The following is a 12,751-nucleotide window of genomic DNA, read 5'->3' as shown; positions in this document are numbered from 1 at the left end:
AACTAACTATTTATTCTATACTTACAGATTTTGAGAACCAAATACAAAAAAACGGTTTCATGAGAAAAATGCTGCTTCTTTTTATACTTTTATCAGGGATATCCCTTATTTCCGAAGCACAATCACGTTATAGTGTCGACAATAAAAGGGCCATTAAGTTTTACCAGGAGGGCCGGAGCCATTATGCGGCAGGCAACCTTGATGAGGCCAAGGAATTATTGTTTAAAGCATTGGATAAAGAGGCCCGGTTTATGGAACCCATGCTGTTGCTTGGAGACTTGTATCACAGTCAGCAGCAATGGATCAAAGAGCTGGATATATTGCAAAAAGCCCTTAAGGTGGACTCCACTTTCTATTTACCAACCTATTACAACATTGGAATTGCCGCGTATAATGCCGAAAAATATGATCTTTCCATTGAGCATTTTAAGAGATATAAAGAGTTATCGAAAAATGAGGAGGGTCGCAAAAGGGCTGAAGCGATGATAAACAGGGTGGCATTTGTGAAAGAAGCAAAGGCCAATCCGTATGAAATAGATCTTAAAAGTGCCGGAGAAGGTGTAAACAGTGAATTTGATGAATACTGGCCAAGCATTACTGCAGATGAGCAAACCATGGTAATCACCGTCCTTATGCCACGCGATATGCAATTGTACCGCCAAAAAGGAGAAGAACTGCCAAAATCCTCGGTTTTCTATCAGGAAGATTTTTATGTGTCGCAGGCTGACAGCAACGGACAATGGCAGGAACGTCATGTGTTGCTGGGGCATCTGAATACCCGGAGCAACGAAGGTGCACAAACCCTGTCGGCCGATGGTAACTGGATGTTTTATACCGGTTGTGGACGATCCGATTCCAAAGGGAGCTGTGACATCTATTTTTCCCGTAAAACCAATCAGGGATGGAGTGCACCTGTAAATATCGGTGCTCCTGTGAATAGCCCTTTCTGGGAAAGCCAGCCCCATTTTGCTGCTGACGGACAAACGCTTTATTTTATTAGCAACCGTGGCAAAGGTGCAGGAGGCAAGGACATCTGGCAGGCTACCATACAGGGTATTAAAGAAGATGGAACACCATATTTTGGCAATCTGAAGAACCTTGGAGATACCATCAATACCAGAGGTGATGAGAATTCTCCTTTTCTTCACCACGACGGACAAACACTTTACTTCTCATCCAATGGTCACCAGGGCATGGGAGGAATGGATTTGTTTATGAGCCGGAAAGATGATCAGGGAACCTGGACTTCTCCTGAAAATATGGGATATCCGATCAATACTTCTAAAGACGAAATAGGGCTGATAGTTACTGCAAGAGGAGATGAAGCCTATTTTTCATCCGATGGAAGAGTTGCTGATACAGGCGCCAAAGATATTTACAGCTTCAGCCTTCCTGAGGAATTAAGGCCCAACCCTGTACTTTATGTAAAAGGGAAAGTATATGATGTGGAAACCGGAGAGGTGTTACCAGCCGATTTTCAGTTGAAAAGTCTGCAAACCGGTGAAACAATTATCAAGTCCTATGGAAACAGCTTCTCTGGCCAGTTTCTTGTTTCTTTGCCTGTTGGTGGAGAATATGCCTTCAAAGCTGATCATCCGGGGTATTTGTTTTACTCAGGAAACTTTAATCTGAAGGGGGATCATCCGGTTGATAAGCCTTATTATCTGGACATTGGACTTAAGCCTATTAAAGAAGGTGCCACGGTGCGTCTCGAAAATGTTTTCTTCGAAACAGACTCTTATGAATTAAAGCCTGAGTCTAAAGTGGAATTGGATGAAGTGGTTGATTTTCTTGCCAATAATCCGGATGTACGGATTATGCTTGAAGGACACACCGATAATGTGGGAACCGAAGAATACAACCTGACATTATCTGAAAACCGGGCCAGAGCAGTCTATAATTATCTTGTTAAAGAAGGTATTGACGAAACCCGCCTGGAGTATAAAGGTTATGGTTTCAGTCAGCCAATAGAAAGTAATGATACAGCAGAAGGACGAGCGAAGAATCGAAGAACTGAAATGCGCATATTATAACCCTGAAAACTATGAACCGATATTTTTTGCTTTTTCTTTTTGGGATTTTAGGAATTTTAGCGGTTAAAGCTAATCCTGTTGAATATGGTATCTCCGAAATTGAATATTTCAACAGACGCCAGTATGGCGGAGCAACCCAGAATTGGAATGTTTCTCAGGCAGAAAATGGTCTGCTTTATTTTGCCAACAACAACGGTGTTATTGAATATGATGGTTCCCGGTGGCGGTCTTTTCCAATGCACCCAAGTTTGGAAAACGATCTGGTTCGTTCTGTGTATGCCGAAAATGAGCGCATTTTTATTGGCGCTACTGATGAATTTGGATATTATAAGACAGACTCAACAGGCAACTTCTATTATTTCTCTCTGAGGGAACAGTTTGAGGTGGCAGATTATGGCGAATACTGGAATATTTTCAAACTTAATGACAGATACATCTTTCAGAGTCACAATGCACTCTGTATCTATACGCCCGAAGAATCAGTAAAGGTAATTGAGCCTGTATCCCGTATTTCAGAGGCTTTTATTGTCAATGGGATGGTGTTGGTACAGGATGATGTAGAGGGACTCATGGAGCTTCGCAATGATGCACTTTACAAGGTTCCAGGGGGGGATGTATTTATAGATAAAACCATTGGGGCAATACTTTCCATCTCGAATGAGAAAATGGTAATAGGAACCATGGACTATGGTTTGTATTTATGGGATATGAATGGCATCGAAAAATGGGACGTGAGTGCAAACAGTTTCTTACAAGATGCCAACATCTTTTGCGGAACTACTATTGGTGATGATCTGGCCCTTGGAACTATTCAGTCGGGCGTGGTGATTATTGATTCTAATGGAGATATCAAGATGGTTGCCAATAAGGACAAGGGGCTAAACAACAATACGGTGCTGGATATTTTTGTGGATCAGCAAAGAAATATCTGGGCAGCCCTGGATAATGGAATAGCGCGGGTTAACTACAATTCGGCCGTCAGTTTCATTGAGGGATATTTTGATATCGGAACCGGTTATCAAATGACCAGGATGGATGACCAGTTTTATTTTGGAACCAATCAGGCCTTATATACTATTTCTGAGGAAGACTTCTCAAGTCCTACAAAAAACCGGGATGATTTTAAAATGATTAAAGGATCTAACGGGCAGGTCTGGTCCATTTATCAGGATGAACAAACAGGGGAGATGCTTTTAGGCCATAACCTTGGGGTTTTCCATGTTGAAAATCAGGTTGCCAGACTCATTACACCTTCTACAATCAGAGGTGCCTGGTTGTTTCGGAAAATTCCCGGATCTGAGGATGCTATGCTGGTTGGAACCTATTCAGGGCTTCTTTTGCTAAAACGTGGGCAGGACGGACAATGGAACTTTGAGAAAATGGTGGATGAATTTTCTGAATCATCACGGTTTATGGAATGGGATAAAAACGGCGATTTATGGGTGGCACATGGATTGATTGGCTTAATGAAACTTCGGTTTAACAGTTCCTATTCGGGTATTGAAAATATTCAGAGAAATGAGGAATTTTGGGGCCTGGATGATTTTTCAGGATTTTCTTTATCCAAAATCGATGATCGTCTTGTGTTTACTTCACCAGAAGGTATCTATACCCTCGAGGGTGATAACCGTAACACTTTTGTGCGAGATACTCTTGAATACTTTTTCCTCAATGGTAATTACCCGACTCATTTGCATCAGGACCAATATGACAATATTTGGTTTTTTACCGACGATGGAGTCGGAGTTCTCAGGTATCAGGAAGATGGCACATTTAAAAAAATTGATAATCCTTTAGTTCCCCTAAAGCATAAACTTGTTAATGGTTTTGAGTCGGTATTTGTCCTCAACGAAGAAACCGCTTTTTTTGGTATTGAAGATGGCTTTGGCCAATATTCTGTGACCAATGATGTCAATTATTATCAACCTTTTGATGTTCATATACGGGGCTTTCGAAGTCAAAATAAGCCGGGTCTTTTGTTCTTTCGCAGCAGTGAAGATCCTGATCAGGACTTTACACCTGTATTTAAGTATAAAGCAAATGCCTTTGAGGTTTTTTACTCTGCGACCTGGTTTGGCAGCGGCGAAGTTGAATATTCTACTCTGCTGGAGGGGTTTGATTCAGGGTGGTCTTCGTGGGGCCCCATACAAAACCGGCAGTTTACACGGTTACCCGAAGGAGAATACACCTTTAAAGTGCGAGCCAGAAATGTGCACGGCGTTCAAACCAAAACAGCCGAAGTTAGTTTTGAAGTTTTGCCTCCGTGGCACCGGACAACCCTGGCAAAGGTTAGTTACTTTTTATTAGCTCTGCTCCTGTTTGCCCTTGTCTTATGGATAACGCATCGTATTGCAGAGAAAAGCAGGCAACGCGAAAAGATCCGTGAACGTGAAAAATACCGGGAAAAGGAAGAGGTATTAAAACGTGAGGCTCTTGAAAATGAAAAGGAGATGATCCGATTGCGTAACGAAAAGTTGCGTAACAATATGAAACATAAAGAAAAAGAGCTGGCGAACTCTACCATGCATATCATTCACAAAAACGAGTTTCTGATAAAAGTGAAGGAAGAACTGCAGAAAGTAAGAAAGGCTGATGATCCTAAAGTTGTTGAAAAGAAGGTTGGAACTGTTATTCGTCAGATAGATCGTGATATTGATAATGACGCACACTGGGAAATATTTGAAACTCACCTGGAGCAGGTTCATGAAGAGTTTTTAAAACGCCTGACGGATCAGCACAAAGATTTATCAGCGAGAGAAATGCGCCTTGCTGCCTATTTACGCATGAATATGTCGTCGAAAGAGATTGCCTCACTGATGAATATTACCCCGCGTGCCGTTGAGAATAACCGATACAAATTGCGCAAAAAACTGGGATTGGAACAGGGAGATAACCTGGTGGATTATATTATGAAGATTTGAGGCATGGAGCAGGGGGCCAGGAGTATGGTGAGGGTGGTTGAAAGGTAGGATGGTTGAATGGTGCAATGATTAGTAATATCTTAAATCTATAGATCTTACATCTAAAAATCTGATTAAGGGAAAATAAGGCAGCTGATCACAGACTACTGACCACAGACCACTGACTACTGACTACTGATTACTGACCACTGACCTCAATTCCCTGCAAATCCGCCAGTGTCCGCAGGGCATCTTCCCGGTTGTCTCCACACACCAGTTTTTCGGCCTGGAAACCACCGCAGATAGCCGGACGATCAGGGGAGTGAAATATGCCACATCGGAAATCGTTGGTTAGGTGAATGCATGGCACGCCGGCAGGTTTACCTTCGGGCATGCCTGGGATGGGAGATGAAATTGAAGGGATTATGCAACAGGCACCACAATTGGATCTGCATTCCATTTTTCTATGATTTTTTTGTTAGACTCTGTTTTTGTGAACCTTTTTACTGAATCACAGGTTTCATTCCCCTATAAGGGGCCTAATTATCCTCGGGGTGCAAAGAATTAAAATTTTGTCTAAAAAATCAACTTAAAATATTCTTTTAATGTTTTTTAATCAAAAATTGGTGCATGGGCGCCTTATAAAAAGATACAAACGATTTTTGACCGATGTGAAGCTTGATGATGGCGCCGAAGTGGTGGCACATTGCACCAATAGTGGCTCTATGAAAAGCTGTATAGAGGAGGGGGCAGAGGTATTTCTTTCTCCTGTAAACGATCCCAAACGCAAGACCCGGTTTACCTGGGAAATGATTCTCATCAACGGGGGCTGGGTTGGCATTCATACCGGGCGTCCCAATCAACTTGCGGTGGAAGCGGTTCGCAATGACGAAATTCCGGGACTTACAGGGTATACCAGGGTTGTTCCCGAAAAGAAAATCCATGACAGCCGGCTGGATGTAATGGCGCAGAACGATGAAGAGACTTGCTTTATTGAGGTGAAAAATGTAACCCTGAAAGAGGGGCGTTATGCTCTGTTCCCGGATGCAGTTACCACTCGGGGACGCAAACACCTGGAAACCTTGATCAGACTTAAAGGAGAGGGATACAGGGCGGTAATGCTTTATATTATTCAGCGTATGGATGTGGAGGTTTTTGCTCCCGCCACGGAAATAGATCCGGGTTATTCTGAGACTTTAAAGAAAGCGGTAAATGCAGGCGTAGAGGTATTTCCTGTTCAGGCTGAGGTTTCTCCTGAAGGTATTGTGCTTAGGGACGTCTTACCATTCGAAATATAGATCGTTTCTGAATTTGATCGCGATTTTCCGGAATACAGAACAGGCCCTGCGTGGAGGAAAGCGCTTTTTCTACCTCAGAAAACCTTCCCGTACCGGGTTTTACAACAAATCTGTGGTAGAAATCTTTCCCGCATCCGTGGGAGACCCTTTTCTACGGCAGATTGGATGTCTCCATCGGTGCGGGAGCCCAACCGGCGGTAGAAATGTTTCCTGCAGCTGTGAATCCGTCAAACCGGCGGTTCAAATCTTGCGCCCGCCGATGCAGGGATTATTCTGGTCTCAGAACTTAACATATCCGCGATGCAGGACCTTTTCCGACCAGCCTAAAGAAGAAAAGGCAGAGGCTCTTTTGCCAGCTCAATGTTGGGTGAACACTGTTTATTCATCCAAAAACCGCTTGGTAATCCCGCTGTAGGCATCAATGCGACGGTCTCTGAAAAACGGCCAGATGCGACGAACGTCCTCAGATCGTTTGAGATCAATGTCGGCGATGAGATTTGCTTCCATGTCTGTAGGTGCTTCAATAAGGATTTCTCCTTGAGGTCCGGCCACAAAACTGTTGCCCCAGAATTGAATGCCGCCGGTCGCATTTGATGGATCCGGCTCATGTCCTACGCGGTTGACCGATATCACAGGCAGCCCGTTTGCTACTGCATGGGCGCGCTGCGAAACAACCCAGGCATCCTTTTGTCTGGCTTTCTCTTCTGTAGTGTCGGTCGATTCCCAGCCAATGGCGGTGGGATAGATTAGTAATTCGGCCCCCTTCATGGCCATCAGCCTTGCACCTTCGGGGTACCACTGATCCCAGCAAACCAATACGCCAAGTCTGCCCACGCTTGTGTTTATGGGCTCAAATCCCATATCTCCCGGGGTGAAATAAAACTTTTCGTAGTAAGCGGGATCATCCGGGATATGCATCTTTCGGTACTTTCCGGCTATACTGCCGTCTTTGTCCAAAACCACCGCTGTATTGTGATACAGTCCCGGAGCACGTTTCTCAAAAAGTGAAGTGACAATAACCACTCCCAGCTCTTTGGCCAGGTTGCCAAACTTATCAGTGGATGGTCCGGGAATGGACTCGGCCAGGTCAAAAACATCAGTCTCCTCAGTCTGACAGAAATAAAGGCTGTTATGCAATTCCTGCAATACAATAAGCTCTGCACCTTTGGCGGCGACTTCTCTGATGTTATTCACCAGACGTTGAGTGTTGTCTGCATTATTGGCTGTATTGCTTTGTTGTATGATTCCTGTTTTTAGCATGGTTTTCATTTTTTATTCAGGTTAAAGATAAAAAACAATTAGATTTCTGATAAAGGATTTGTGGTGTACCTGACGACGCGCTTTTAACATCCGGAATAATGTTCTACCGGTATTTTGTCCCAAATGGGACAGGAGGAAAATGAATTAAAAAATTAGATATATCCTATTCAGATTTCTAACTGATACATAATTGACATTGCTTCTCCTTACAGGTTCATATTGAGACCAAAATAAGAGTAAAGGAACCTTTGATATCATTGTTTTATTGACTACTCATTGGGATCGAAATATATTTAATATGCGTCTGGGATGTCCCGCCAGGGACTATATATCGGTAGAAAATCATAGCAAAATAGAAAGACGTGCCGTAGGTACGTAACATGAAGGTTTATTTAATAGCAATAATGAGTTTACCCATTTATAATATCTTTATTTATCACCCCCCCGGGAATTTGCATAGTTACGCAGTGCAGCGAACCATGTTGTTTAATTAAAGCCCGGCAATTAATCCCGATAATTTGTCTGCCGGGAAAGACCGGTTCTAATATCTTTTTTACTTCCAGGTCTTTGGGGCTATTATAACAGGGAACAAGAACCGCCCCATTGGTGATTAGAAAGTTGGCATATGTGGCCGGCAGTTGGTAGTCATCATCAAAAACCGGATCAGCCATTGGGAGTGGAACAAGGTTGTAGGGATTACCCTCCCGGGTTTTGAGCTGTTGAAGTTGTTCTTCCATTTTTTTCAATGCCTGGAAGTGATCATCATCAATGTCTTTGCACTTAACATAAGCAATGGTTTCAGAATCGCAAAAACGGGCAAGAGTGTCTATGTGGCTGTCAGTATCATCTCCAGCCAGGTAGCCATGGTCGATCCATAAAACTCTTTGAGCTCCAAATGAGCGTTTTAATTCTTTTTCTACCTCGTCTCGGGATGAGGCGCCATTTCTGTTTGTTGACATCAGGCACTCTGATGTGGTAAGAAGAGTCCCATTTCCGTCCGATTCTAGACTCCCACCTTCAAGAACAAAGTTGAGTTTATTCTCACGGGAGGTGTTTTCAGAGAAAATTCCGCTCGCAAAAAGACGTGAGGTAATTAGGTTGTCCTGATCTGCTGGAAATTTCAAACCCCATCCATTGAACCTAAAGTCGAGCCCGATATGCTGATCCCCTTCTTTTATAAACAGGGGGCCGAAATCCCGGGCCCATGTATCATTGGTTGGACAAACAACCGGATGAATGTTTTCTTTCTTTGCGAACTCGTTTATCGGGAAGCTCTCTTTTTCATCATTAAGCAATACAATGACGTCTTCGAAACGGGCAATGGCTTCGATTATCTCTTTAAAGCAGTCCCGGGCTTCCTGAAGTATGGGTGCCCAATCGGTATTATCATGAGGCCACGCCAGGATCACTGCATCCTGAGGAGCCCATTCGGGTGGAAATATCCGGTTTATCATGTTTTAGCTATCAAAAAAGTCCGGTTGATTTTGCTGTCAACCGGACTTCAAAAATGGGAAAATTTTATGAAATGGTTTTTTTATCAATGACTGAAAAAATCTGAAAGCGATAAAAAAAAACAGTGTCAAGCCAGGTGTAGAATGTCGGGTAAGTCGCCGCTATTTTTCACCTTGTGCAAATCAACAAAAAAGTAAGCATAGCCGTAGCTACGTGAGTCTTTTTTTTGAGAAGCACAAGTTAGAAAGAGCAAAGCTTGGGCCGTCAGACTATGCTTGACTTGACACTAGGGTCAAGCCAAGTGTAGAATGTCGGGTAAGCTGCCGCTATTTTTTACCTTGTGCAAATCAACAAAAAAGTAAGCATAGCCGTAGCTACGTGAGTCTTTTTTTTAAGAAGCACAAGTTAGAAAGAGCAAAGCTTGGGCCGTCAGACTATGCTTGACTTGACACTGGTCCATAATAAATCTCCTTTTTTGTCTTTGCGTCATTGCACCTTTGCGTTTAAAAATAAGTTTTCTAGAACTTATAATTAATTCCAAACCCAAAAAGCTGCTTAAACTGAATCCTTGCTCCATGTTCAACACCCTGAGAATCCACATATTTGATGTCGTCGTCGTATAACAGGGTGGTGCCCAGATTAGCTGAAAGAAAGCTGTTGACTTTAAAATCAAATTGGGTTTCCCATTCAATATCTACATTTTCAGGATTACTTCCCAGGTTGGAAAAAAGATCGAGGCGGGTTTTAAAGTCCACATTTTCAATAACGTTCTCTTTCTTAAAGATACTTTTAAGGGAGGCACCGAATTCCGATCTCATGTTTTCACCTGGTTCCACGCCATAGGCCCCTTGATTGGATAATCCCTCATCATTCACAAAGGTCATTTTGCTGGTGAGAGGAGATAGGTAAAGAGAAAAATTGTCGTTCGGCTTGTAATCCATACCCAATGAAAGCAGTAAATAAGCCGGAGACATGAATTTTGAGGTCATTATCTCATTGTCAGGAGGGTTCTTATAGCCCAAATCTATCTGGGTCTTAAAATCGGTAAGAGCCGTGTAGTACCACTTTTTTGAGGCCTGGTGACCATATTTGGAGACGAATTGGATTCTATCGTCCGTTTTAACAATATTTTCTTCACCTTGCTGAGTCAGGCCATATCCTACATCAAGCGTGTTTTCCCATGCATTTTTACCTCTTTTGTAATTTAGGAAAGTATTGAACTTAAATGTTCCTGAAACTGAGTTTTTTCCCCCGGCCGACCAGTTGGTTAATGATACCTGTGAGAAGGTAAGAGCTGTATTACCACCAGCTTTCCAGTGTTTGGTGGTGTCAGGTTCGGATTGGGAAAATGAGATAAATGGCACGAAAAGCGCTATGATTACGCATCTGATTTTTTGTGGAATCATGAAAATTAAGTTTGGTAAATGAATATTTTAAATAATTGTAGGTTCACATGATCTTGTGAACCTACAATATCCAAGGTTTTTTTGAAATGTATTTTATTTCTGATACAAATGAACATCGCGTTGTGGGAATGGGATAGAAATTCCCTGACGATCAAATTCCTTCTTAACAGTTTCCTGCATATCGAAGAAAATTCCCCAGTAATCTCCTGCATTGGCCCAAACACGCGTTACCAGATCTACCGAGCTATCGCCTAAATTACTGACTGCGATGAAAGGCTCCGGATCTTTTAAAATTCGTTCATCCTTATCAATGACTTCCCGAATAACCTGTTTGGCTTTATCGATGTCGTCGTTGTACCCGATTCCAAACGTAAAATCTACACGGCGAAGGGGCTCCGTTGAGTAATTGATGGTACTTCCGTTTGACACCGGGCCATTGGGTAATATGATGGTCTTTTTGTCCGGCGTATTGAGTATGGTATGAAATATCTGAATCTCTTTTACAGTTCCCGAATGTCCCTCGCTGGTGATGTAATCCCCAACCTTAAATGGCCGGAAAATAAGAATCATTACACCTCCCGCAAAGTTTTGGAGGGTTCCGCTCAGGGCCATACCAACTGCCAGCCCTGCTGCTGCAAGAATGGCAATGAAAGAGGTCATTTCCACGCCCAACATGGTAACCACACTTATTACAAGCATTATTTTCAGCAGGATACTTGTCAGACTCGTCAGAAATGATTGGAGGCTGGCATCAAAATCACGCGCTTCAAATAATTTTTTCAGACCTTTGATTATTTTACCTATTATCCACAGGCCAATAATCAGGGTGATAATGGCAAGTAACAGCTGGCCGCCATACTTAATTACCAAATCCAGAATTTGGTCAGGATTGCTGACCCAGTTTTTTATTTCTTCCATTATTGTTGATTTATGGTTAAAAAAATTATGAATTACAGCGTTATCTCATATTTAAAGGTAATTAAACAGATAATGTTCTTATAATATTATTCCAATTTTCACAAAAAGTCAAAATTTATGTGACTGTAATACAGCGACACCATGAGAAGAATAAGTAATATGCTCCAAATAAGGATGGAGGCGAGGGAGGCACTTCTGGCTTTGTTTTCTTCTTCTCCTTTTGAAGGCTTAATACCTTGAATGACAAAAGTGACAACTCCCGACAGATTGATGCAGATGATATTAATAAATAATAAAAGTAAGGCTCCTGTCGCTATTTCCCATTCTCCGGTACCCGCCAAAAGACCAAAGGTGACTAATGGCGGCAATAAAGCCACTGCTACCATTACACCTACTAAAGCTGATGCTACTCCTGTTGTAAAAGCCAAAGCACCAGCTACTCCCGATGCAAGTGATAAGCCGATGTCGCCCATATTGGGTTGTATTCTTGAAGCAATCTGGGGACTTGCCGGATCAATATTAAGTATCATTCCTGTAAGAACTGACAGAAACAGAGAAATAAGAATTCCTGCAAAAGTAACCCGCAATGCATTTTTGGCTAAATTAAAATCAGCGAGGGTGGTGGCCAGCGAAAGTGCCACATTTGGCCCCAAAAGAGGGGCAATTACCATAGATCCTATTATTATGGCTTCACTATTTCTTAGAATCCCGGTAGTAGAAACAATGGTTGAGGCGATCATCAAAACAACAAATACCCATGACAAACGGGTAGAATCCACTAAATCATTATACAATTCATCCCTGCTTATTCGACCTTTGCCTTCTTTTTCCTGCTTTTCCATGGCAGTGCCGCGGTTGGTATTGGCCTCCGGCTCATTAGGGATGGGAATGGTTGCTTCTACAGGATATATGATGATCCGAAAAGTGGCAGTATCAGAAAATCGTTGCTCAAGGCGGGAAATAAGATGTTCGCTTTCCTGAACCGGCAAAATAAGCGACAATTTGTATCGGTTTTTCCCCATTGTCTGGTCCCAGCTTTCTATGAAGGACTCGCCTCTTATAATGCTTTGGAGCTGGTGTTTACGATCGACCGGGACAATTGTTTGTATTAATCGAAGGGCCATGCAAATTTTTTATTTGAAATTACGAAAAAGTTTCAAGTGTAATCAAGTTCTTTACCTAAGGAGCGCTGAAAAACGCATATTCTATTCGCTATTAAAACTGTAAACCATCTCAACAAGCACTTAAGTGCAAGTTTTATGCTCTAATTTATGGCTTTTATCTTACCCTGGATTTGATAGTTCTGCCTGTTAATTACTTAAACCTATCCTGTTTTTATGGTTTTAATTCCATTTTTAGTTTTCCGTGCAAACTCCTCCAGCGTTTAAATTTTCACCCTTTGTTCACCTTCATTTGATGTTGAACTTATTTGTTGGCCGTATTACAAAGTAAAAAAGTTAACGAAGGTTAAAATTTAGGTTTTC

General features: G+C 42.3%; 9 protein-coding genes. 3 read left to right on the top strand and 6 right to left on the bottom strand.

Going from position 1 to position 12,751, the window contains the following annotated elements; translation table 11 throughout:
- Nucleotides 1-59: 59 nt before the first annotated feature.
- Together DDZ16_RS07335 and DDZ16_RS07330 are read left to right on the top strand one after the other, a co-directional pair.
- Nucleotides 60-2,033 (top strand): OmpA family protein, encoded by a 1,974-nt coding sequence (locus tag DDZ16_RS07335; RefSeq protein ID WP_109263783.1) that lies wholly within the window; start codon nt 60-62, stop codon nt 2,031-2,033.
- Nucleotides 2,034-2,044: 11 nt separating this feature from the next.
- Nucleotides 2,045-4,954 carry a helix-turn-helix and ligand-binding sensor domain-containing protein gene (locus DDZ16_RS07330; RefSeq protein WP_109263782.1) on the top strand — a complete coding sequence of 970 codons (2,910 nt, stop codon included), beginning with the start codon at nt 2,045-2,047 and terminating at the stop codon, nt 4,952-4,954.
- A 178-nt stretch (nt 4,955-5,132) separates the two neighbouring features.
- Here the strand turns inward: DDZ16_RS07330 and DDZ16_RS07325 are convergent, their stop codons facing one another.
- The gene (locus DDZ16_RS07325) at nt 5,133-5,393 is read right to left on the bottom strand and encodes a YkgJ family cysteine cluster protein (protein ID WP_109263781.1); all 261 of its coding nucleotides are present in this window, start codon (nt 5,391-5,393) and stop codon (nt 5,133-5,135) included.
- Between the two features lie 145 nt (nt 5,394-5,538).
- Here DDZ16_RS07325 and sfsA point away from each other — a divergent pair, with 145 nt between their 5' ends.
- Nucleotides 5,539-6,231, top strand: a complete 693-nt coding sequence (gene sfsA / locus DDZ16_RS07320) for a DNA/RNA nuclease SfsA (RefSeq protein ID WP_109263780.1) — start codon at nt 5,539-5,541, stop codon at nt 6,229-6,231.
- A 378-nt stretch (nt 6,232-6,609) separates the two neighbouring features.
- On the opposite strand, the gene DDZ16_RS07315 is transcribed toward sfsA, so the two are convergent.
- From DDZ16_RS07315 to DDZ16_RS07295, 5 genes are all read right to left on the bottom strand, one after another.
- Nucleotides 6,610-7,491, bottom strand: coding sequence for a carbon-nitrogen hydrolase (locus tag DDZ16_RS07315; RefSeq protein WP_198416684.1), 882 nt, complete (start codon nt 7,489-7,491; stop codon nt 6,610-6,612).
- Nucleotides 7,492-7,901: 410 nt separating this feature from the next.
- Complete coding sequence (locus tag DDZ16_RS07310; protein ID WP_109263778.1) at nt 7,902-8,945, bottom strand: agmatine deiminase family protein; 1,044 nt, start codon at nt 8,943-8,945, stop codon at nt 7,902-7,904.
- Between the two features lie 516 nt (nt 8,946-9,461).
- Nucleotides 9,462-10,349 (bottom strand): DUF3078 domain-containing protein, encoded by an 888-nt coding sequence (locus DDZ16_RS07305; RefSeq protein ID WP_109263777.1) that lies wholly within the window; start codon nt 10,347-10,349, stop codon nt 9,462-9,464.
- 93 nt (nt 10,350-10,442) lie between these two features.
- Nucleotides 10,443-11,267, bottom strand: coding sequence for a mechanosensitive ion channel family protein (locus DDZ16_RS07300; protein WP_109263776.1), 825 nt, complete (start codon nt 11,265-11,267; stop codon nt 10,443-10,445).
- Nucleotides 11,268-11,365: 98 nt separating this feature from the next.
- Nucleotides 11,366-12,391, bottom strand: coding sequence for a TIGR00341 family protein (locus tag DDZ16_RS07295; RefSeq protein WP_232526585.1), 1,026 nt, complete (start codon nt 12,389-12,391; stop codon nt 11,366-11,368).
- Between the last annotated feature and the right edge of the window lie 360 nt (nt 12,392-12,751).

It is taken from the genome of Marinilabilia rubra, assembly GCF_003121985.1.
Classification (GTDB): Bacteria; Bacteroidota; Bacteroidia; order Bacteroidales; family Marinilabiliaceae; genus Marinilabilia; species Marinilabilia rubra.
The sequence above is the reverse complement of the archived record's forward strand: the minus strand, read 5'-3'. Positions and strand labels throughout refer to the sequence as shown.